This window comes from Paenibacillus borealis, assembly GCF_000758665.1.
Taxonomy (GTDB): Bacteria; Bacillota; Bacilli; order Paenibacillales; family Paenibacillaceae; genus Paenibacillus_AQ; species Paenibacillus_AQ borealis.
Genome location: NZ_CP009285.1, coordinates 1255632 through 1278340, shown reverse-complemented (window position 1 = coordinate 1278340; position 22709 = coordinate 1255632). Strand labels below are relative to the sequence as shown.

General features: G+C 50.9%; 18 protein-coding genes and 1 riboswitch. Of the genes, 2 read left to right on the top strand and 16 right to left on the bottom strand.

Features of this window, described 5'->3' with window-relative positions:
- Positions 1 to 74: 74 nt before the first annotated feature.
- The 10 genes from modA to PBOR_RS05340 form a co-directional block, all read right to left on the bottom strand.
- Positions 75 to 854, bottom strand: coding sequence for a molybdate ABC transporter substrate-binding protein (gene modA, locus PBOR_RS05380; RefSeq protein WP_052429344.1), 780 nt, complete (start codon positions 852 to 854; stop codon positions 75 to 77).
- Between the two features lie 202 nt (positions 855 to 1056).
- Positions 1057 to 1950 (bottom strand): nickel transporter permease, encoded by an 894-nt coding sequence (nikC, locus tag PBOR_RS05375; RefSeq protein ID WP_042210804.1) that lies wholly within the window; start codon positions 1948 to 1950, stop codon positions 1057 to 1059.
- Between the two features lie 11 nt (positions 1951 to 1961).
- Positions 1962 to 2966: an ABC transporter permease gene (locus tag PBOR_RS05370; RefSeq protein ID WP_042133990.1), complete on the bottom strand. Its 1005-nt coding sequence runs from the start codon at positions 2964 to 2966 to the stop codon at positions 1962 to 1964.
- Between the two features lie 78 nt (positions 2967 to 3044).
- The gene (locus tag PBOR_RS05365; protein ID WP_174479803.1) at positions 3045 to 4715 is read right to left on the bottom strand and encodes an ABC transporter substrate-binding protein; all 1671 of its coding nucleotides are present in this window, start codon (positions 4713 to 4715) and stop codon (positions 3045 to 3047) included.
- Positions 4699 to 4836, bottom strand: coding sequence for a hypothetical protein (locus PBOR_RS37650; protein ID WP_218918882.1), 138 nt, complete (start codon positions 4834 to 4836; stop codon positions 4699 to 4701). The genes PBOR_RS05365 and PBOR_RS37650 overlap by 17 nt, the downstream gene beginning before the upstream one ends.
- The gene (locus tag PBOR_RS05360) at positions 4836 to 5828 is read right to left on the bottom strand and encodes an ABC transporter ATP-binding protein (RefSeq protein ID WP_042210802.1); all 993 of its coding nucleotides are present in this window, start codon (positions 5826 to 5828) and stop codon (positions 4836 to 4838) included. The genes PBOR_RS37650 and PBOR_RS05360 overlap by 1 nt, the downstream gene beginning before the upstream one ends.
- A complete protein-coding gene (locus PBOR_RS05355; RefSeq protein ID WP_042210801.1) occupies positions 5825 to 6814 on the bottom strand; it encodes an ABC transporter ATP-binding protein in 990 nt (329 codons plus the stop codon). Before PBOR_RS05355 ends, PBOR_RS05360 begins: the two co-directional genes overlap by 4 nt.
- A gap of 283 nt (positions 6815 to 7097) precedes the next feature.
- On the bottom strand, positions 7098 to 8063 hold the full coding sequence (locus tag PBOR_RS05350; RefSeq protein WP_042210800.1) for a helix-turn-helix transcriptional regulator: 966 nt from the start codon (positions 8061 to 8063) through the stop codon (positions 7098 to 7100).
- Positions 8064 to 8297: 234 nt separating this feature from the next.
- Positions 8298 to 8981: a hypothetical protein gene (locus PBOR_RS05345; RefSeq protein WP_042210799.1), complete on the bottom strand. Its 684-nt coding sequence runs from the start codon at positions 8979 to 8981 to the stop codon at positions 8298 to 8300.
- Positions 8982 to 9168: 187 nt separating this feature from the next.
- Entirely contained in the window at positions 9169 to 9855 is a 687-nt protein-coding gene (locus PBOR_RS05340; protein ID WP_042210798.1) for a M50 family metallopeptidase, read from the bottom strand.
- A gap of 213 nt (positions 9856 to 10068) precedes the next feature.
- On the opposite strand from PBOR_RS05340, the gene PBOR_RS05335 reads away from it, so the two are divergent.
- Entirely contained in the window at positions 10069 to 10578 is a 510-nt protein-coding gene (locus PBOR_RS05335; RefSeq protein ID WP_042210797.1) for a phage tail tape measure protein, read from the top strand.
- Positions 10579 to 10631: 53 nt separating this feature from the next.
- Positions 10632 to 11336: an AIM24 family protein gene (locus PBOR_RS05330; RefSeq protein ID WP_042210796.1), complete on the top strand. Its 705-nt coding sequence runs from the start codon at positions 10632 to 10634 to the stop codon at positions 11334 to 11336.
- 87 nt (positions 11337 to 11423) lie between these two features.
- Here PBOR_RS05330 and PBOR_RS05325 read toward each other — a convergent pair whose 3' ends face one another.
- The 6 genes from PBOR_RS05325 to PBOR_RS05300 all read right to left on the bottom strand — a co-directional run bounded on the left by PBOR_RS05325 (position 11424) and on the right by PBOR_RS05300 (position 22236).
- Positions 11424 to 11879: a Dps family protein gene (locus PBOR_RS05325; protein WP_042210795.1), complete on the bottom strand. Its 456-nt coding sequence runs from the start codon at positions 11877 to 11879 to the stop codon at positions 11424 to 11426.
- A 229-nt stretch (positions 11880 to 12108) separates the two neighbouring features.
- On the bottom strand, positions 12109 to 13587 hold the full coding sequence (locus PBOR_RS05320) for a potassium/proton antiporter (RefSeq protein WP_042210794.1): 1479 nt from the start codon (positions 13585 to 13587) through the stop codon (positions 12109 to 12111).
- An 87-nt stretch (positions 13588 to 13674) separates the two neighbouring features.
- Complete coding sequence (locus PBOR_RS05315) at positions 13675 to 16221, bottom strand: discoidin domain-containing protein (RefSeq protein ID WP_042210793.1); 2547 nt, start codon at positions 16219 to 16221, stop codon at positions 13675 to 13677.
- A 220-nt stretch (positions 16222 to 16441) separates the two neighbouring features.
- Entirely contained in the window at positions 16442 to 17956 is a 1515-nt protein-coding gene (locus tag PBOR_RS05310) for a glycosyl hydrolase (protein ID WP_042210792.1), read from the bottom strand.
- Between the two features lie 212 nt (positions 17957 to 18168).
- Positions 18169 to 20631 carry a PA14 domain-containing protein gene (locus PBOR_RS37935; protein WP_245648048.1) on the bottom strand — a complete coding sequence of 821 codons (2463 nt, stop codon included), beginning with the start codon at positions 20629 to 20631 and terminating at the stop codon, positions 18169 to 18171.
- 13 nt (positions 20632 to 20644) lie between these two features.
- Positions 20645 to 20725: riboswitch (cyclic di-GMP riboswitch) on the bottom strand.
- Between the two features lie 137 nt (positions 20726 to 20862).
- Complete coding sequence (locus PBOR_RS05300; protein ID WP_042210791.1) at positions 20863 to 22236, bottom strand: sugar phosphate nucleotidyltransferase; 1374 nt, start codon at positions 22234 to 22236, stop codon at positions 20863 to 20865.
- Positions 22237 to 22709: the final 473 nt, after the last annotated feature.

The following is a 22709-nucleotide window of genomic DNA, read 5'->3' as shown; positions in this document are numbered from 1 at the left end:
CTTCCCACCCCATCTGCAGTAGTAGTTACTCATTTCGCTTATTTCGCTTATTTCGCTTATTTCACTTATTTCACTTATTTCGCTAATTGAAAGCCGTAGCTTGTAAACACCGCGCTTGCCGCTGTTGTCTGCACATAATCATAGAAAGCTTTCGCTTCCGCCTGATGCGAGGAATCCTTAACAATGCCGACCGGATAATTAATGGCCTTGTGCACATGTCCGCCTACTGTCAGGGCAATCTTCACTTTCTTCGAGGTAAGCGCGTCTGTCTTATAGACGAAGCCGGCGTCTGCGTTCCCTGTTTCCACATAGGACAGCACCTGACGGACATCCTTGGCAAAGACCAGCTTGCTTTGCAGCGTATCCCATACATTCTTGGCTGTCAATGACTGCTGGGCATATTGTCCGGCAGGTACAGATTCCGGCTGGCCGACAGCCACCTTCTTGAACGCTTTATCGGTAAGCTGTGTAATGGTAGTAATGGAAGTTTTGGAATCGGATGGAACAACGAGGACCAGCTGATTCTTCAGCAGTTCCGTATTGTCACTGATGAGTCCGCCGTCTATCAGGGCAGTCATTTGCTTGTCTCCGGCAGAGAAGAACAGATCAGCCGGAGCGCCTTGCTCAATCTGCTTCTGCAGCGTACCGGAAGCACCGTAATTAAAAACAAGATCAATACCGGGATGCTGCTTCTCATAAGTAACGGCGATCTTGTCAAGACTGTCCTGCAGACTGGCTGCCGCCGAGACAATAATCTCCGTCTTCTTGGCTGCCTGTGCCTGTTCACCAGGTACAGCAGACAATCCCACCGCTACCAATCCCGCCACTAACACTAATCCGAATTTCTTGAACATTTCCATTCCTCCCATGTATGTATCTTATATATTTAGGTGCTATTCTAGCACATCTTTTTTTCTTTTACTATACGTTTGAATATGTTTGATTATATTTAGTTATTATTGATGTGAACATATTATAAATACAGCCTAATGTATAAAAAACAGAAAAAATAGCCCATACAAGCCAAAGGCCTGCAGGGCTATCAGTGAACAGGAGTTAATTCTTCATCCTCGGATCAAGCACATCACGCAGGCCGTCCCCTACCAGGTTAAAGCCAAGTACGGTCAGCATAATGGACAGTCCCGGAAAAATAACCGTCCAGGGAGCTTTCTGGATGAACTGCCGTGAATCCGAGAGCATCTTGCCCCATTCCGGATCGGGCGGCTGTGCGCCTAGTCCCAGGAAGCCAAGAGCAGCTGCCTCAATAATCGCGGTGGCGATGCCAAGTGTACCTTGTACGATTATCGGCGTTAAGCTGTTCGGCAGAATATGGGTCAGCAGGATGCGGTTATTCTTCATTCCGATTGCCCGGGCGGCTGTAATGTACTCCTCCGATTTCAGGGAGAGCACCTTGGCCCGCACCAGCCGGCCATAGGTAGGAATATTAACAATGGCGATAGCATACAGCGCATTCTGCAGCGAAGGCCCGAGAATAGCTACGATAGCAATAGCGAGCAGAATGCTCGGAAAGGCCAGCAGAATATCGAACATGCGGGAAATCAGCATATCGATCCATTTGCCGTAGAATCCTGCCAGAATCCCCAGAAACGTACCGACAACAATGGAGCCGATAACGGAGAAGAAACCGACCCACAGGGAGATTCGGGCACCGTATAGAATACGGGTGAACATATCTCTTCCCAGATCATCCGTGCCGAACCAGTGGTCAGCGGACGGCGCCTTGAGCCGGTTGACCAGCTCCTGCTCCTTGAAGCCGTAAGGTGCAATGAATGGCGCCAGCAGTGCTATCAGCACAAAAAATACAATAATGCCGAGGCCGAGCATCGCCGTCTTGTTCTTGCGGAAAGCCTTCCACGCATCGCGCCAAGGTCCGGTTACCTTCTCGGCAGGTACAGCCGGGGGTGTTACCTGAATTGATGCCTGTCCCATAGGTTCACCCCTCACTTGTAGTTGATTCGCGGATCAATGACGGCATAGAGCAGATCCACCAGCAGATTAATGAATACGAAGATAAAAGCAATGATCAGAATGCCGGTCTGGATGACCGGATAGTCGCGTGAGCTGATCGCCTCAAATATATATCTTCCCACGCCCGGCCAGGCAAAGATTGTCTCTGTCAGTACTGCACCGCCGAGAAGCGCACCTGTCTGCAGACCAACTACGGTCAGCACTGGAATCAGCGCATTCTTAAGTGCATGCTTATATACGACAAGGAATTGCGACAACCCTTTGGCCTTTGCCGTACGGATATAGTCGGAGTTCATGACCTCCAGCATGCTCGAACGGGTCATCCGGGCAATAATTGCCATCGGAATGGTACCCAGCGCTATGCTTGGCAGGATCAAATGCTTAATGACCGTCCACAGCTGGCGCCAGTCTCCTGCCAGTATCGTGTCGATCACGTATAGATTGGTTATACTCTCCACGGGATTCCGCTGATCCATCCTGCCTATAGAGGGCAGCCAGTGCAGCTTCAGCGCGAATAACATCTGCTCCATCAGCCCCAGCCAGAAGATCGGCATGGACACGCCAATAAGCGCTATAATCATCGCGGTATAATCAAACCAGGAATTCTGCCGCCAGGCACTTAGAATACCGGCGTTCACTCCTACAATGGTAGCAAACAGCATACTCGCTGCCGTAAGCTCCAGCGTTGCCGCCAGATAAGGCATAATTTCTTTGGCAATCGGTGTTTTGGTCCGGATTGAGGTCCCCAGATCGCCCTGCACCAAATCCCCCATATAGTTGAAGTACTGCTGCAGCCATGGTTTGTCGAGACCCAGCTGCTCGCGCAGCGCCTGTTTGGACTGCTCGGTTGCTTTTTGGCCCAGAATGGTTTCTGCCGGATCACCCGGAATGGCGTGAATAATGGAGAAGACGATAATCGTCATCCCGATCAGCACAGGAAATAAAACCATGACACGTTTTAATAGGTAGGAGTTCAAGTTGGCTCACCTTCCAGTGGTCCTTAAGCATAACTTGCCGCCCGGCATGCGGCGGCAAGCAAATGCTTATGGAGCATACTATTCGAAGTAAATTTCGCTGTAATATTCCGTACCTGTAGGGCCTGGAACGAATCCTTTCAGATTGGCTTTCGCTGCCAGCAGTGGTGTAGTGTGCACCAGCGGAATCCACGGTGCATCCGCTTTGATGATTTCCTGAGCCTGTTTGTACAGGTCAGAACGTTTCGTCTGATCCGTTTCCTTCTGTGCATTGATCAGGATCGTGTGCAGATCTTCATTCACATAGAAGGAACGGTTGTTACCAGGGATAGCATCCTTATCGAGCAGGGTATAGAGGAAGTTGTCCGGGTCACCATTGTCGCCGGTCCAGCCGAGCATGTAGATATCATCTTTTTCACCGGCTTTGGTATCATCCAGATAAGTCGCCCATTCCGGGGATTCAATAACCGTCTTCACGCCGATTTTCTCCCAGTCTGCCTGAATCGCTTCAGCAACCTTTTTGCCGTCAGGCATGTAAGGACGGGATACCGGCATAGCGTACAGAGTTACTGTGTCCGGCAGACCGTCAGGGTAGCCAGCTTCCGCAAGCAGCGCCTTCGCTTTGTCCAGATCGTATGCATAATCCTGCACAGCATCGTTATAGCCCCACAGTGATGGCGGCATCGGGTTAACAGCGGCAGTAGCCTGGCCCGAGAAGAATGCATCAATAATAGCTTGTTTATTCACCGCATAGTTAAGGGCCTGTCTTACTTTCACATTATCAAAAGGTTTCTTCTTAAAGTTGAAGCCGAGGTATGCGACATTGAACGGCGGACGTTCAATCTTCTGCAGCTCAGTGTTGCCTTCAAGTGTAGACAGGTCATCCGGGCTCAAATCCTCCATCAGATCGATCTCGCCGTTCTGCAGGGCATTAAAGCGTGCCGAGTTGTCCGGAATCGAGCGGACGATGACTTTGTTCAGCTTCGGAAGGCCTTCTTTCCAGTAGTTAGGGTTCTTGTCCAGTGTAATGGAATCATTATGCTTCCACTCCGTGAACACGAAAGGCCCTGTGCCTACCGGCTCGTTCTTGAAGTTTTCTTTCTTCTCCTGGATGGCAGCAGGGCTGGCAATCCCGAAGGAGGTCATAGCGATATTCTGCAGGAACGGTGCCTGCGGCTGATTGAGTGTAAACTCAACAGTAGTTGCGTCCACAGCCTTAACTTCTTTGATTACACGGCTGCCGTCCGGACCGAACATCGAATCATAGTAATCAAAGGAATCGCCTTCGAACTTGAACTCACTTGCCGGGTCACTCCAGCGTGTGAAGTTGAACACTACAGCTTCAGCGTTGAAATCTGTTCCGTCATGGAACTTCACGCCAGGGTGCAGCTTGAAGGTATAAGTCAGACCGTCAGCTGAAACTTCCCAGCTGTCAGCAAGTGAAGCCTGTACTTCAGAGGTACCCGGTTTGTATTCCAGCAGGGAATCAAAGACCTGATGGGCAATCTTCAGGGATTCGCCGTCTGTTACAATGGCCGGATCCAGTGATGCGGAATCGCCGCCTCGTCCGAGGATCAGTGTATCCTGCGTGTTAGCCGATGTTTCAGGTGAGCTCTCCGGTGCGGTGGTCGCCGCTGCGTTCGTGCCTGCAGTCGCTTCTGTGCTTGCGTTGTTATTGTTCCCCCCGCAGCCGCTTAATGTTAATACCGCCCCCAGCGTTACTGCCAGTGCAAGACTACTCCACTTCTTCATCTCTAGAAAACTCCCTTCTCTCATTAAAAGTATTAAAGCGTTTATATGGAGCTGCGCCAAAGCGCTGCCATATATCAGGGCTAATGCATAGAGAGCTGTATTGATTTTTTCCTGATTTCATTAGGCCAGCCGGGAACGGACTTCCTCATCATACAGATGGCAGGCGGTCAAATGTCCGGAACCTGTCTCCTGCAGCGGCGGTCTGACATTACGGCATACATCCATCACCCTGGGACAACGTGTATTAAAAGCACATCCGACCGGCGCATTCGCCGGACTCGGCACCTCACCCTGCAGAATGATCCGTTCCTTGCGGATATCGGGATCGGGCTCAGGAACTGCGGACAGCAGAGCCTGGGTATAGGGATGCTGCGGCTCGGCGTATAGCTTATGCTTGTCGGTGACTTCAACAATCCGGCCCAGATACATCACGGCTACACGGTCGCAGATATGCTTCACCACACTGAGATCATGGGCGATAAAGATATAGGTCAATCCGAATTCCTTCTGTAAATCCTGCATCAGGTTAATAACCTGTGACTGGATCGATACATCCAGTGCTGATACAGGCTCATCGGCGATAATCAGCTTCGGCTGGAGTGCAAGTGCTCTGGCAATTCCGATCCGCTGGCGTTGTCCGCCGGAGAATTGATGCGGGTAACGCTGCAAATGCGCCTTAGCCAGCCCGACTACATCAGCAAGCCGTTCAACTTCAGCCCGGCGCTGCCCCGCATTGCCTACACCATGCACAATCATCGGCTCTTCGAGGATACGCTGTACGGTATTGCGGGGGTCCAGGGAAGAGAAGGGGTCCTGGAAAACAATCTGCATCTCCCGGCGGCGCTTGCGCATTTCTTCTATAGATAGCTTCGTGATATCCTGACCTTCGAACCAAACCTCTCCCGCCGTAGGCTCTATCAGCCGAAGCAAGGCACGGCCGGTTGTGGATTTACCGCAGCCGCTCTCTCCTACAAGACCAAAGGTCTCACCTTTGCTTACAGAGAAGGAGATATCGTCGACAGCCTTGACATAACCCTGTGCCCGGCCCAAGAATCCTTTGTTGATCGGATAATACTTCTTGAGGCCCTTGACCTCTAGCAGGCTCTCACTCATACAGCATCCTCCTGTTGACTTTCATGCAGCCAGCATCTGCAGCTGTGCTGTTCCTCCTGCAGTGTAAGCTTCGGAAGACTTTGACGGCAGATATCCATCACATCAAGGCAGCGCGGCGCGAACCGACAACCCTGCATTTCTTTGCTGAGAATAGGCACATTGCCCGGAATAGAATACAGGCGTTCCCTGGTTTCATCCATCCGCGGTACAGATTCGATCAGCCCTCTGGTATACGGATGGAGCGGATTCTTGAAAATATCACGTACGCTGCCTTCCTCCACTACCTTGCCGGCATACATAACCGCAACACGGTGGCACATCTCCGCTACAACACCAAGATCATGGGTAATCAGCATAACTGCGGTACCCTGTTCCTCGTTAAGCCGGCGGATCAGATCCAGAATCTGCGCCTGAATCGTTACATCAAGAGCCGTCGTCGGCTCATCGGCAATCAGCAGCTCCGGACTGCAGGAGATGGACATGGCGATCATTACACGCTGGCGCATGCCTCCCGACAGCTGATGCGGGTACTCATCAATAATGGCCTCCGGCCGGGGAATGCCAACCTTGCGCAGCATCTCTACGGCGTGCTCCCGGGCCTCCTTCTTAGAGAGGCCGCGGTGCAGGCGGACGGTTTCTATTATTTGCTGTCCGACAGTGAACAGCGGATTAAGCGAAGTCATCGGTTCCTGAAAAATCATCGAGACTGAGTCACCGCGGATCTTGCGCATCTCTTTCTCTTTGAGCGGGACAAGATCACGGCCCTTCAGCAGGATGCGTCCGCCCACTATTTTTCCCGGGGGATTCGGAACCAGCTTCAGAATGGATAGTGAGGTTACGCTTTTACCACAGCCGGATTCGCCAACCACACCAAGAACCTCACCCGGATTAATGTACAGATCGACGCCGTCAACTGCAGGAACTTCACCGCGGTCGGTAAAAAAGTGGGTATGCAAATTTTCAATTTTCAGAATTGGCTGGATCAAATCTCTACCTCTCTTCTGCTAAAAATTGAACAAATAAAAATTGAACAAAGGTCAAATTACAGGCTGCCAAATTATTTTAAAAGTTAGCTATATTGACCAACACCTGACATGACAAGAGATAAATCAAGTTTTAAATACACATTGTTGTTATTTAATGTATAACTTACTATATAAAACCCGACTAGACAAGGAAAATTTGCACATATAACTAACACGAGTGTTTTTGTGTGAATAACAACATCCCCAACAACTGGAAATACTCTATATAAAAAGAAAAACTGCGCTATTTGTATAGCGACAGCCATTTCTCGAGCTGATTTCTGAGAACCTCCCGGTAGTAGACCGGCTCCATAATCTCAGCTTCTTCCTCGTATCTCATAATCCAGTGAACAAAACCAATATCCTGCTCCACAGCAACCTTAAAATGCAGACAGCGGTTCTGGCGGTCTACCCTGCTGGGCTTCACAAACATCTCCTCATGCTTAAGCCTCTCCATCATCCGTTCCGAGAACTTTACTCTGAATTCAACCTGCAGACTATCCTGGTCCAGTGACCACTTCTGCTCCATAAAAGCCTGTAAATCGAATTTATCCTTGGAGAACCAGCTGTCCAGCGGCTTTACACTGGAAAACCCGTTAATATGAAAAGTGCGGATGATCCCGAAGCGATGACAAAAACCAATCAAATGAAAACGATTTTCCAACGGAACCAGGCAGTAGGGATCAATTTTGATACCTTTTTCTTCATATGCATTCTCACTGTAGTCCGCCTGTATACTGCGCTGCTTCATTACGGCATCCAGAATGCCGGTCAGAAAGAATGGCCGATCTCCATGAGACCCGTTTCGCTCCATCCAATGCTGACCCGCTTCCTTCTTCGCGCTCTCCATCGTTTCTTCCCTTTCTGCCTTTTGCTTATATTCTGCGGCCATTACTTTCTCATAGGCGTCTTCGAATTCCGGGGGCAGTAAAGCTTTGATATCCGTCATAATACTGCGCAACTGTGAAAATGCGGCTGCTTCTTCGTCTGACCAATCCAAAGGGTACAGTGCAAAATTACCGATAAAAGCATATCCCTTACCGTGTCCCATATGGGTTATGGGGATATGCATGGCACTGAGCGCATCCATATCCCGGTAAATCGTTCTCTCACTGTTGCCGCATCGTTCCGCCAGCTCACGGGCCAGAATTCCCGGTTTGGCTTGAACTAGCGTAATAATGCGCATCAGCCGGATTAATCGGTCTGTCATTTTCAGTTCTCCTTGATTCATGGTAAAATAGACCCATTATTTTTAAATAAACTAGTTATATATATCTATAACCAAGGATGTAATAACCGAGATAAGAAAATATAATAGAACTATTTTACTATATTACCACAATTATATATTACACGATTCGTTATCTATTTCTGCGAATTGGATTCAAAATTTAATCTATATGTATGGTCACTGCCTATTATATCCCTGCTGCATTCCTTAGATTTATCTCGTTACAACCTTTCCCAAAGGATTATTCTCCGCCTCAAGCTGCTTATAGAGCGCTTCCGCTTCCTTTACAAGATGCATATCGCCGGAACGTGCAGCGAGCAGCAGCAATTTATCCGCCTGGCGCCGCAGCCTGTCCGTGAAGTCCTGCTGATGATTATGGGCTCTGGACGCCTCTCTTTCTGCTAATATTTCCTCCATTTTGAGCAGTTCTACATGCTTCTCTACTTGAAAACAACACTGAGCGCCAAGTACATCCGTATGATGCGAATATTCCATTCCCAGCTTCTTGAGCGGCAGCTCCCGTATACGTTCTACCGTGGGCTGTCTGTATTGCCACTGCAGCCAAAGCGCCTCATGTATGCCCGCAGGCATGGCGGACATCGTAAATTCCAAAGCGACAAACCTGCGTTGTCCGGAATGAATTTTGCCCAGCTTCAGCAGCAGCGAGCGGCCTTCCCCTTCTTCTGCTGTACATCCGTAGCATCCGGTCACCGTAACGTGGCTTTCCAGCCATACGCGCAGCTCAATCTCCCGGGCTACAACTTTCCGGCTTTTCTTGCGGAATTCCTCTCCTTGCGACACTCCCTTCCACTCCACGAGCAGGATAATATTCTTCGCACCTCCTGCTAAAATCCGATCCTGGCTCCAAGTAAATATGGGCTGAATACTTGCTTGCATATTTCCACCTCTTTCTTTTTTTGGGTCTTCTATTAATGTACCAATAATGGCGGACAACTCCTTGTCATGGAATATATGTTCGGTCCTATAATATCGACAAAAAAAGAGCCAACCTACCACTAAAGGTAATTGCCTCTTTGCGAAAGTCTATTATTTTGTCAAAAAATGACGAACACAGTTTTGCGCATTATAGGCTTCTAGTCCGGTTAGCTGATTTCTCTTCCCGGAAAAAAAAGCCCAGCGCCCACTTGGCGCACAGCAGCGAGAAGAGGAAAAACAGCAGCGCCCACAGAATAGCCGGCAGCGGTGTTAGTCTGGCCAAATTTGCTGCATCCCCGGCCCGGGAAGGCGTCAATACTGAAGCAGTTACCAGAAATAATGTCCCCATAACGGACTCTTCCAGAGTCAGAAACGCAAGAAATAAATAATAATATTTGCTGACCTTCGGCCAAAGGAACAGCATAGCGGCATTCAGCAGAATAAAACCGCTCAGCCAAATCATCCCGAAGCCGCCCCGTACATAGAGCACCAGCATCACCAGCGCTACACCACTGGCCATAATCAGCCCCCACTGCCGCTTGTCTCTACTATATAAGTAGAACAGCAGGAATGAGAATAGTGAGGCCAGAGGATAACCGGCCAGCGATACAAGGATTGCCCTTCCCCCTGCGGCAATCGCCGAGTAGGTTACACCGCTATGATCAGGGTGCAGCTCTATCCGCAGCACACTCCCGGAGAGCAGTAGGGTTGCCAGCGCATGGCCGAATTCGTGAAACATCGTATCCAGATTACGAAATAGGGATGAGAACGGAATAAACCGGGTCAACAGCGCAGAACCCGCCAGAAACAACAACGTTTTGAGCCATTTATTCACTTGGAAGCAGCTCCTTTCCGTTCAAAGTATACGTTAATTTAAATGCACACTCAATATATTAGAAACCTTCATATGATTTGTACTGTATTACACATATGGTTACCTGCATAGACAGGAAGGGTAATTATGCCTAAAGCTGCCCGTGCTGCCCAAATCAGGACTGGCTATGATAAAATAAGAATACAACAAGCCTATAACAGGTGGTGACCCGTAATGTACAAACGTGCAACAAGAAATATGATTAAGCTGCTGGGGTCGGCCTTGCTGATATTCGGGATTTCTTTCAGTTATGATATCCCTGCGGCACAAGCCAACTATTTCACTGATTTATATAATGGACTACAGAGTTTCTCGGAGCTGCCCGGTGAAGTCAACAAATTGCAGGAGAGCTATCAGCAGACGGCAGAGGAGCTTCAGAAGACCAAAGAGAACCTGGGAACGGCTGTGGACGAGCTGGGGCAGACCAAAGACCAGCTGGACCAGACGCTGCAGCAAATGGCGACTTACCAGGCCCAGAACGCTGCCCTGCAGGAACAGAACCGCCAGCTCAGCCAGGTCGTAGATGAGCTCAAAAATGACCGTACGGCACGTGAAAATTACTATAACCGGATCAAGGTGACTGTGATTACCGGACTTGCTCTTATCCTGGGTTATTTCCTGCTGATCCGGCTGCTGCGCTTCACCATGCGCCACCGTTCCAGAAGAAGCGACCGGCTGCGTTAAGACCGGGGCAGGAATGACATGTATACGGCACTGCACGAGGGGAGCATGAAGAAATGAACGTTGATGTCCAGGATGAAGGCGACAGCGGCAGCGGACAGGCCGTTGCATTTACCGTCGCAGAGAATGAAGAGGTCCATGTGCTCCATCCGCAGCAGATTATCGCTTATCAAGGCCCTTCATCAGGCCGGGCGGACCGGCTCATGGATGTTAAGGGCATGTACCGCAAACGGAAGCTGATCCGCTCGGATATCACCGGCCCCTGCCGGTTCGTGGCTGCCTTACCGCCCGGTTACCGGGTCAAGACGCTGCAGCTCGACGGCAAGAGCGATCTGCTCTACGATTTCAGGCATCTGTTCTTCTACAGCAAGGGAGTCACCATGCAGACAAGAGTGCTGAATATGAAGAATATGCTGATTACCCGGGATATCGTCAAGGTGAAATTCTCCGGTCATGGCAGTATCGGCATTCTGACGGAAGGCACAGTCTGTGAAGCCGAGCTGGACCCGTTTGATCCGCTGTACGTTGACGCCGGCAGTATCATTGCCTATCCCGAGAATGCCCGGCTTGAGCTTACGGTCTACGGCAATCATCTCGCCAGCCAGCATATGAGCTATCACTGGAAGATGACCGGCCACGGGCCTGTGCTGTTCCAGGCCGGACGTCAGAGCAGGCGCTTCCAGCGCGATAATAATGAAGACGGCATTGTCAAACGCTTCCTGCGCGAGGCCCTGCCGTTTGGCGGAGTATTCATCAAGTAATCAATGCAGGGATAACCTTCCATCCAACTGCAAAGAGCGCCTGTGCGGATAACCCACAGGCGCTCTTCTTGTATACTATGGTTACAATTAAGCCAGGTAAGCGTTCAGCATCCAGGCCGATTTCTCTACACTTGTTCTGATACCGATCAGCAGATCAGCTGTAGGCTGGTCGCTAAGCTCCTCTGCAGCTGAGATAGCCTGCTTCAGTTCTTCTGCTACAGCAGCGAAGTCCTTCACCAGCTGCGCTACCATTTCCTTCGCGCTTTCTCCGCCGGTTGCTTCCTTCAATTCGGAGAGGGCCAGGTACTGTGTCATTGTGGAAGCAGGTTGTCCGCCAATGGCGAGCAGGCGTTCAGCCAGCTCATCGACATAACCGGCAGCTTCATTGTACAGCTCTTCAAATTTCTCATGCAGTGCGAAGAATTGGGCACCGCTGACATACCAGTGGTAGTGATGCAGCTTCACTCCTAGCAGAGTCCAGTTTGCTGTCTGACGGTTCAGGGCAGCATGCAATTCAGTTTGGCTTTTAACGTGTGTACTCATTCTAATAACCTCCTGGGATGTGTATTTATTTGTTATTGTATTTAGACTCATTCTAAATCTATATACAATTTAACACAAATTAAGGCTTAATGCAATCTGTTTTATGATTCGGTTACTGCAAATTCTAGCATTCCCCTTTCTGAACCTCCTATTATTTCGGTCACAATGCTGTAAAAATCTGCTATATTGACACAATTCACTTCACCCGGCAGAGAAGCTCACATCTTCACTAAACCATTGTGGTATCCGTCTCTGCTGCCTTCCCCTTCCCGCTCCGGAAGATCGCGCGCATCTCGTCACGTTTGCTCTTGGGGCTGAGCACGTACACCGTGTCGCCCGGTTCAATAACCGTGCTGCCATGGGGCGTCACAATGCTCTTGTTGCGGATTATTGCCGTGAACAGGATATCATCCGGCAGGCCGATCTGCGCAATCTGCATCCCGGCAATCGGCATATGCCGGTCAATTCCGATATGATTGAACTCGGAATCCGTCTTGCCAAGGGCGACGAGCTCCATCAGTGACGGCTGGCCCGCATCCTCCCGGCCGACCAGCTTCAGCCGCGAGGCCAGCGGTGAAATGGTCGTTCCCTGAATAACCGCAGAGGTCAGGACTACGAAGAATACTACATTGAAGAACAGCCGGCCCTGGGGAAGTCCCGCGAGCAGCGGATAGGTCGCAAGTACAATGGGCACAGCCCCCCTGAGTCCGGCCCAGGAGATCAGTGTCTTTTCACGGAAGGAGAACTTGGCAAACAGAAGACTGATGAATACCCCCGCAGGTCTGGCCACGACCATCAGAATGACAGAGAGCAATATGCCCTGCCAGGCAATGTCCGCCAGCTCCTGGGGAAAGACCAGCAGCCCGAGCAGAATGAACATGGCGATCTGCATCATCCAGGCAAAGCCGTGATTGAAATTCATAATCGTACGGTGATACATCAGCTCAGAGTTCCCCAGCACCAGCCCCATAACATAGACGGCAAGCAGACCGCTGCTGTGCACCATCGCTGAGAGCCCGTAGGTCAGAACAGCAAAGCCGATTGCCATCACCGGATACAGCCCGGTAGAGTCCAGATTAATCCGGTTGATCAGATATGTAGCCAGCTTCCCGATAAGAATCCCCAGCAGGAGACCGATCCCCATCTCCCAGAAAAAGGACAGTACCAGGCTCCAGATTGCGGTATCGGGATGCTGTATCCATTCGATCAGGGAAACGGTGAGAAATACCGCCATCGGATCGTTGCTGCCGGACTCTGCTTCGAGTGTGGAGGTCAGGCGTTTATCAATATTTTTGCCTCCGAGTACGGAGAACACTGCTGCCGCGTCCGTTGAACCGACAATCGCCCCGAACAGGAAGCTCTCCGCCCACGGCACGCCTAGGACAAATCTGGCAAAAACACCGACAATTACTGTAGTCAGCAGTACACCTGCCGTAGCCAGCGACAGCGCCGGCTTCATAATCGGACGGATATCCTTCATGCTCGTCTGCATTCCGCCCTCAAACAGAATGACCACCAGCGCAAAAATTCCGGCGATCTGTGTTAAGGAAGCATTGTTGAAATAAATAAAATGGCTGAGCACCATCCCGGCAGCGATAAACAGAACCAGTGCAGGCATTCCAAAACGGGTGGAGAATTTGGTGGACAGCACGCCTACCAGCAATAACGCCGCCAGCAGCAGAATAATTTGATCGGCAAGATGAGTCATCGGTCCGGTTCACTCCTTTCCCATATTTACTCCGCAGCAAAAAACCCCGGTGGGTTCTGAAATCCACGGAGGTTATTATGCCGTCCTTTATTCTCTTGAATACACCTGCAGCTCCTGAATCGACCAATAGTTGCCTCCGGAGCCTGTCTGCAGAATGCGGATATAGCGGGTTTTGACCGGTGAAAAGGCAATCTTGGTCATCTCCAGCTTCCCTTTGCCGGATGCTACCTGTCTCCAGCTCTTGGCATCATCCGATACCTGGACGGTATATCCCCGCGGATAGTCATATGACGATAACGTATAATCAAGATCAATGGCTTCTACTGCATGTACTGCACCCAGATCAATCTGGAAGTATTCCCCTGATGCCTGGTGCTTGCCGGTATCCCAGCGTGTGCGCCGGTCTCCATCAATGGCACTCTCCGGTTTCGAGGCTGCCGTATTCACGTTGGACGTGACCTTCCAGCCGGTCCGGTCCAGCGGGACGAGTTCGGTGGCCGTAATCTGCGTCTTCTCTGACATAACGCCAGAGCCTGACACTCTTACAGCATAAGTATAGAGCGTGCCCTCCTGCAGTTTCCTGTCGGTGTACTCTGTACTCTGCACACCGGTAGCAATAACCTTCAAATCTCCGCTGGGGCCGTCGGCCCGGAGCACTTCATAGCTTGCCCCGGGAGCCTCCAGCCAGCTGAGATGCATCGACAGTCCTTTGACTGCCGCAGCCTTGAAGCCTTGCGGCGCCACATCCGCCACTTCGGAAGAAGGCTGCAGAATATACTGCACCGCCTCACCCGGAGCCAGCGTTTCGGTGAATTCCAGCACAGGTAAGGCATTTCTGCCCGATATATAGCTGCGCGCCTCATCATAAGTATCCCCGCTGCCAAACCGTTCACCTTCGTATACTGTCTTCTCCGGCATGGTCACCTTCACTTTAACCGTCTGCTCGGTTTCTTCGAAATTGACGAAGTTCACCAGCAGCTTGTTGGAGGTGGCTCCGCTGCCTGCCAGCGGCTCAAGGGTTGAAGTATCTACCGCCCGCACGTACACCAGCTTATCAGCCAAATCGTCTTTGTTAGTAATCTGGTAGCTCAGCGGTGTCCCGTGCGTGGCATAAGCCAGATCCAGCCGGCGCATAATACTGACGCGTGAGTCTTCACCTTCTTTGGTATAATAAATCTCCGTAGCTCCCGGATCATGCTCCTCCAGGTTGAAGCCGTACTTGAACAGACTGAAGTTTTTGAAGAAAGCGGCATGCTGCACAAACATATCGGCATATCCGATATGCCCCCGCATAATCCGGTCGAACACAGCCGCAGTCCGCTCGGATGCGCCGTATTGATAAGCATCCACATGGGTATCCGAGGTGCCGAATTCTGTGGTGAGCATTTTTTTGCTGAGGCCGTCAACCGCTCCACCGAAGGTCTTCAGGTTCTCTGTAAAGCTGCCTCCGTTGCTGAAAATGTAGGATTCCCCATAGGAATGCCCATTGGTCAAATCCGTTACTTCCTCCAGCTCATTGCGCTGCTCCGGGTCACGTTCCCAGCCGTCCGGATCGCCGCATTGCTTGACCGTCCCCTTCTGGTTGCCGCAGGAGTCTTCGCTGTAGCCCGGCCAGTATGCCCAGCCCGGGGCAACCGTCTGCAGATGCGGTGCGATCGTCTTACCCTTCTTGTTCAGCCAGTCGGCTATTGCCAGATTGACCGCTTTGGAACGGTTGAACAATCCGGGCTCATTATCCACCTCATAGTACTGGAAATACGGGCTATACTGCTCGAAATAATCAGTCAGCTTCTTCTCCGCATCATCCGGCAGTGAACCGTCTTCCTTGAGCTTGATATCGCCCGTGTACAGGTAGAGCGCAACAGCCTGCATATTATAATCCTTCAGGACCTCATAGTAATCGCCCATATTCTCGCAGGATCTGCCCACATCACTGGCACAGCTGGTCCGCATGATGTTGCCGCTGTAGGCTATGCCGAGCCACTTCATAATATAAGGCAGATGCGTAACTGCACCTTTGTCGAAATAAAACTGTTTGTTGTTGACCATGGTTCCGGTCAGCGTATAGCTGCCGTGAATCGGCTCCTTGACCGGAGTCTTCAGTGCTTCCAGACTAAGGTCATCCCATGTCCACCAGTTGTACTTATCCTCCGCAGCAGAAGAGTAGATCCCGCGCGCTGCCCGCAGCGTCAGCTCGTTGGTTCCGCTGATGAGCTGTTCTTTGGGAATGTATAGCTCATAGGTTTTGCGGAAATCGTATTTACTGTCCGTACCATCCACACCGGCAATCTGAATAATCCCGGACAGCTGCCGGTTGGAGAACACACTCATCTGCGGGACGGATTTGTAGGCATCAAGGATGCTGACGCGAAATAAGACCCCGTTAACCGGGATCTTATCCAGCTTGTACGTAATCCGCAGTTCAGGATTGGTCTCGCCGTGCAGCCCGGATGGGATAGTCTGAAGCTCAGCTGCCTTCACTGTGGATGAAGCAATGCTGAATACCCCTTTGGCCCCGTTTGATCCGGCTGCTGCGAACTCTGCAGCTGAACCGTCATGCTGGCCAAGCTTCCATAGCACAGTCCCCTCCGGAACTGCGGGGCCCGCATCCTTAGCCGCAGATAATTCCGACATATCGACTTCCACCTCGCCGCTATTTGTCCCATTATCTCCGAAGACAGAGACGGACAACAGAAACAAGATGATCAATGCTGCAAATTTTAGTAGTAGATAAATGGGTTGTTTTCTTTTTTTCTTGAGTCTAGTCCTCATTCCCTTGTCCTCGCTTTCTTCCGGGGTCGCTGTAATGTACCGGTTTGCGTAGAGCTTCATTCGTATTGACCAGCTTCATTCCTCAAGGAAGAGTCAGCGCGTTCTGGGGAATCACCGTCTGTTTCTGGCGTGGGCTCTTCCACATCAAACGGACGCTTGCATCACCGTGATTCTCATAATACTCCACTTTAATATCGTAGGCTGTTGCGGCTGTGAGAGTTATACTTCCTTCCCGGCTGACACCGCTTTGCTTCTTCCAGCTGTCAATGACCAGCTTGCCGCCAATCCACACACGGATACCGTCATCCGAAGAGGCTGTAAAAGTATACTTTTCGCTGTAGACTGGCTTAATCTTACCGGTCCATCGTACGGAAAAAGAGTCCTTGCCGATTCCCGGTGCCGGTGAGTCTCCATGCCAGTTGAAGTCAATCTTGTTATCATTGCGCGTAAGCAGCGGTTTGCCGGACAGCTCCGCATTGCCGAAATACTGTCCCTGGAGGCCGTTACGCGACGCCGCAGCGAGTGCATTCATCTGAGCGCCCAGAGCCAGCTTGTAATCATCCCTTGATACGGTGTACTTATTGCTCATGAAACTTTGAATTTTCTGGAGATTATTATTTTCGAGCAGCATTTTCCCCCATGTCATCGTATATACCCATTTACTCTGGGTTTGAGACAATATGACAGGGTCTGGAAGCTCTCCGCTCTCGCCGATGCCGATAGGTTTGCCGTCGGCCAGCTTCAGCAGGTTCTCGTAATACGATTGCTTAAAATCATTGTTATAAATATCGGCTGCCAGGATATCTACCTTAGCGGCACCCGGATAATAATTGCTGTAAGCCTCTGCCCATTCATTCGGTGCATTCGGATTCCATACCCACAGCAGATTATTGAGTTTATGCGTATTGACCATACGCTCGTACACAATGTCCCACAGCTTGGCGAAGTTATCCTTCTGTCCCCACCAGAACCAGTTGCCGTTCATTTCATGATACGGCCGCCATAGGACCGGCACCCCTGCATCCCGCAGCTCACCCAAATATCCGGCAACCTCATCCAGCTCTGCAATCAGGGCTTTGTACTGGGGTGTTCCGGGAGTGACGTAGGCGTCGAATTTGGCCTGGCTCAGGTTCATTTTCACATTATTCCATTCCGGCGAGGTCCCCGGCAGATTCTGGTGGAAGGTCATTGCTACAATGCCTCCGCCCTTGTGCCACTTAATAGCACTGTTTACGACAGCCTGGCGCTGCTTGGCAATGGTCTCCTTGGACTGGTTATTGATAGCTCCCAGTTCGTAGCCGTGCAGAACGGCATACTGTCCGCTTGCATTTTTGAGCTTATTATTGAATTCATCAGGACTCTCCAGATAATCATGCTGGCCGGAGATCATACCTTTGCCGCTGAGATCGGCAAGATAACTTAACAGTGCGGCAGCTTCCTTGGAAGCGGAGGGATTCACGGGTTTGACGGGAGCGGCAGGAGTGTTGACGGTACGCGCTACAGGAAGACTGCGCGCCTCCCCCCATGGCAGAAGTGAAAGGATAAGGATGATCGGAATAATTGTTGTATATAGCCTGTACTTTCGGTAAGTGTTCAATATAATCTCCTTTCCCCGGGTTTCACTGCCGCCTTAGGCGTGCAGGCATGCAGCCCTCTATTAAGCGGCTGCAATGAATATACCCGGATGGTCTATAGCTTAGTAGCCCTGCTGATAAGCAGGGCCATTAAGATTGGACTTTATAAGATTAGAATTGTAACGTCTTAACCAGTATCAGCGCCAATAATGAATGCAGCTGCGGGGGTATGACCTTAGGAAGCGGAAGGAAGAAACAATGCGCTCGAGGGAACTGTTGCCTTGACCTGGCTTGGGCTCTCCCACATCAGGCGCGCTCTGGCATCTCCCTGATTCTCGTAATATTCGACTTGAATATCATATAGCTGACCTGCTTCCAGGCTTATGCTTCCTGTACGTTCGGTCCCGCTCTGCTTCATCCAGCTGTCAATTACAAGCTCACCATTAATGCGTACGCGGATGCCGTCATCTGAAGTTGTATAAATCTGATAAGTCTCAGTGTATAACGGCTTGATCTTACCGCTCCAGCGGACAGAGAAGAAGTCAATGCCGATTGCGGCATCCGGCGTGCCCTGACGCCAGTTGAAGTCAAGCACGGCATCGGTACGTACCACTGCCGGAGCACCGGACAACGTCATATTATTGAAATATTCCCCAACCAGCCCGTTCGCCGCCGGAGCCGTAAGATTCTCCGGTGCGGCAGCCGGCGCTGGAGCTGCTGTCGGTGCAGCAGTTGGAGTTGCTGTTGGCACCGGCGTTGGTGTTGCTGTTGGCACTGGCGTTGGTGTCGGTGTTGGCGCCGGTGTTGGCACCGGCGTTGGTGCCGGTGTCGGTGCTGTTGGCACCGGTGTTGCTGTTGGCACCGGTGTTGCTGTTGGTGTTGATACTGGTAATGGCGTTGCTGTTGGTGCTGGTGTTGCAGTCACAGCCGGAGCAGCCAAAGCTGCCTTGCTGGCTGACGAAGCAGCCGTGTTCACGAATAACGCGCTTGTAGGAACAGTTGCTTTGGCCTGGCTTGGGCTCTGCCACATCAGACGGATATTGGCATCGCCGGCATTCTCGTAATACTCAACTTTGATATCATACAGCTGACCTGCTTGCAGGGTTATGCTTCCTGTACGCTCGGTACCGCTCTGTTTGGTCCAGCTGTCAATTACAGCAGTGCCGTTAATATAGACACGGATACCATCATCAGAAGTAGTGATAATTTGATAGGTTTCACTGAAAGACGGTTTGATCTGTCCGGTCCAGCGGATGGAGAAGTTATCCACGCCAAGCGTGGCATCCGGTGCTGCCTGCCGCCAGTTAAAATTCAGCAGCGCATCATTCCGGACCAGAACCGGAGTCCCTGACAGCGTCATGTTCTTGTAGTACTCCCCTTGAAGACCATTCTGTAAGGGGGCCGACACAGAGTCATTGGAGTCAGGTACCGGAATCGGCGTAGCTATTGGTACCGGCGTTGGCGTTGCTGTTGGTACCGGCGTTGGCGTTGCTGTTGGTACCGGTGTCGGCGTTGCCGTTGGTACCGGCGTTGACGTTGCCGTTGGTACCGGTGTTGGCGTTGCCGTTGGTACCGGCGTTGGCGTTGCCGTTGGTACCGGCGTCGGCGTTGCCGTTGGTTTCGGCGTTGGTGTCGGTGTTGCAGCCGCAAATGCGCCTGCTTTATAATCATCGCGGGTCAAAGTGTAGCTGTCGCTCATGAAGCTTTTGATGGTAGCATCTGTGTTGGTTTCGTACAGCATTTTTCCCCAGCTCATCATATATACCCAATTTTTCTGGGAGAGCTGCAACTTTGCCGTACTCGGCATTTGTCCATTCTCGCCAATGGCAATCGGTTTGCCATTCGCAAGGCTGAGCAGGCTGTCGTGGTATTTATTCATATAATCATTCTCATATATATCTGCTGCCAGTACATCCACCTTGTCGGCTCCCGGATAGGTCAGCTCATAAGGATCGGACCAGGCATTCGGTGCATTAGGATTCCATACCCACAGCAGGTTGTTTAATTTATGAACGTTCACGAAACGGTCATACATAATATTCCAAAGCTGAGCAAAGTTATTTTTCTTCCCCCACCAGAACCAGTCACCGTTCATTTCATGGTAAGGTCTCCAGAGTACGGGAACACCAGCATCCCGCAGACTTTTAAGTGAAACTGCCACTTTGTCCAGATCTGCAATTAATGCAGTGTACTGTGTTGTACCGGGAGTGATATATTTATTGAATTCCGCCTGGCTCAGCGGTTTCTGAACATTGGACCAGAGGTATGCGGTGCCGGGCAGATTCTCATGAAAAGTCATGGCTACAATGCCGCCGCCCTTATACCAGTTGATTGCGCTGTTCACAACATTTCTGCGCTGCGCCGCTGCTGTGCTCTCCGATTGGCCGCTGATTACACCCAGCTCATAGCCGTGAAGAGCAGCATATTGTCCGCTGGTTCCCTTCAGCTTGTTGCTGAATTCGTCCGGACTTTCCAGATAGTCATGTTGTCCTGTGATAATGCCTTTTCCTGTGATGGAATACAGATCGTTCAGCAATCTGACAGCTTCGGTTGAAGCCTCCGGATTAACGGGTGCTTTGGAACTAGATGCCGCTTCTACGGTTGAAGGCATGCCGCCGAGTCCCAGAGGGACTGCAGTCAACAAAAGGGCCAGAGACAGCACGGTGCACAGCAAACGAGACTTACGGTAAGTTTTCAAAATCCATCTTCCTTTCGGTAGCCAGGCTGCCACTCTTTCGAAGGCCCTATAGCTTTGCGTCCCTATCTTTCGATTAGGTTTGCCTTTGTCGTTTTGGAAGGATCAATCCCTCTTACCGTAAGTATCGTCGCTATTTAGTTATAGTTTAGAGCAAAAATAAAAATTTCTTAATAAATGGTTCTTAATACCTGTTTTGGATTTGTAACAATTGGTTAAATAGATAGTTTAGACCTAAGAAATGAATTGCTGTAAGGCGATATCTTCCCAATCCAAGGTGATTCGGATGTTATCTTCCTCCACCAGCTCAGAGCCGGTCTGCACTTCGATAAATTCCATATCTGTCAACGCCAGGATCGCATGCTTGGTGCCTTCCGGTATCCGTACGACATCCCCTGCCTTCACATTATGCATTTTCTCATTCAGCACAATGCTGGCTTCACCGCTGACAATAGTCCAGATTTCACTGCGTTTGTGATGCAGCTGATAGCTGATGTTCTTGCCTTCGGAGATGAAGATACGCTTCGTCAGCACCTCATTGCCTTCCGCATATTTCACGTAGTCAATAACCTTGTAGTGGCCCCAGCGGCGTTCTTCGTACATCGGTCTTTGTTCAAAAGACTTCAGCACTTCCTTAATGCGCGGGCTCTCTGCCTTATGCGTAACCAGAATTCCGTCCGGGCTGGCGGCGATAATCAGATCCTTCGCTCCGATCACGGTGATCGGAATGTCCAGTTCGTTGATCAGGCAAGTACCTTCGGAATCTGCAGTCACGAAGCCTTTACCGACATGATTGCTGGTCATTTCCTCGGTCAGAGTGTTCCAGGTACCCAGGTCCTTCCAGAATCCGGCGTACGGCTGAACCACGATATTCTCTTCCTTCTCCACCACTTCGTAGTCGAAGCTGATGGAAGCCAGCAGTTTGTACTGCTTCTGCAGTTCCTCATAATTCAGCGGCAGCCCTTTGCGCTGCAGAATATCCAGCAGATACCCCAGACGGAAAGCGAACACGCCGCAGTTCCAGAGTGCGTTCCGGCTGATCAGCTCCTCGGCCTGCTTGCGGTCCGGCTTCTCCTGGAAGTGGCTGACCTGCAAATAACCGCTCGCTCCAGCTTCGGCGCTGGTGGGAATGATATAGCCGTATTTCTCGGAAGCATGCTCAGGCACTACGCCCATCAGCGCCAGATTGGCGCCGCTCTCCAGCATCGTGCTCTCCAGCTGCAGTACGGTATCGAAGAAGGATGACTCCACATAAGGATCGACAGGCAGGATGGCTACGGTCTCGCTTGGTGACACACCAGCGACCGAATACAGGTAAGCTGCTGTCAGTGCAATGGCGGGAAAGGTATCGCGCCGCTCCGGCTCAACGATAATCGGCACCTCGCCGCCCAGTTGACTCTGAATCATCTCTACCTGGCTGCGGCCGGTAGCCAGATATGAAGATTCTGCCATCCCTGTCTCCTGCAGCTGTCTCCATACCCGCTGTACCATGGATTCCGGTTCACCTGCCGGGCTTTCCAGTACTTTCAGAAATTGCTTCGAACGTGAATCATTGGACAAAGGCCAGAGCCGTTTACCAGAACCGCCTGATAGAAGTACTAGTTTCATAAGTGAACCCTCCTAAGTTTATGTGTTGTCGCGAAAATATCGGATTGTTATTGGGAGCTGCAGATTGCGGAAAAGCTTAATGCGCTGGCTGTTATGAGAGTCACTGCAAGGAATGTTTGGACTTTCGGCCGCTGCCCATCTCCGGATTTCCTGATTAGACCGCTCTTCGCGGTAGAAATCCGGAGACAGCATATGCTTCCGAAGCTAGCTTTCCTACGGAAAGCTTTCAGGCGGACGCTATCGCTCCTACAGTTCCAAAATCCCTCTCCGTTCCATTACATAACAGGCTTCCTATGAGAATTCCAGCTGCTGGGCTATTCGCCCAAGCAGTGAATTCTCATCCTTCGCTCACCGCCTCCTGGGCGAAGCTCCCGGCTAAAGATCCGGCTATTGCCGCTTGTTGTTGCGGCAATTGAATTAATTGCTGCCGCCTGCTTTAGCGGCGGCAAGGCCAGCTCACGCTTGTTCCAAGG